The organism is Nioella ostreopsis, from assembly GCF_004000255.1.
GTDB lineage: Bacteria > Pseudomonadota > Alphaproteobacteria > Rhodobacterales > Rhodobacteraceae > Nioella > Nioella ostreopsis.
The window spans coordinates 1-453 of sequence record NZ_RCIQ01000091.1; the positions used below are offsets into that span (position 1 = coordinate 1).

The window sequence follows — 453 nt, forward strand, 5'->3', positions numbered from 1 at the left end:
ACGGCATCAAGCCAAGCCCAGCGCTGAGTGTTCCAGTCCCTCCAGGGAGGCCCCCCTGCCTTTCGATGGATCGCTTTACTTGCGGAGCCAGGCATCGACGTCCTCCTCCACCCAGTAGAGACGCCCGCCGAGTTTAACCGGTTGCGGCAGCCGTTCATGTTCCAGATCACGGTAGATCGAGGACCTGGACCGCCCGCCCAGTTTTTCGCAGAGTTGTTTGAAATTCAGATACCTCACAGTCACTTGAGGTCGATTTACTATCGTCGCGAGATTGCCCACAGTGCTCCTCCATGTTCCAGCATGACGAGCACTTGGTATCCTCTGCGGCAATCTGAGGTCTAAGTGGTCATATCGATTATTCCCATAACGATATGACCTCTCGGCATTTCCTGTACTTCCGCCACATTTTGACCAGAGTCTCACCACTCTTGGGCGGAGGATCTGCTGTAGAAA

At 54.5% G+C, this 453-nt stretch carries 1 protein-coding gene; it reads right to left on the reverse strand.

The window, feature by feature from the left end:
• Positions 1–75 precede the first annotated feature (75 nt).
• The gene (locus EP237_RS22930; protein ID WP_240661737.1) at positions 76–243 is read right to left on the reverse strand and encodes a helix-turn-helix transcriptional regulator; all 168 of its coding nucleotides are present in this window, start codon (positions 241–243) and stop codon (positions 76–78) included.
• Positions 244–453 lie beyond the last annotated feature (210 nt).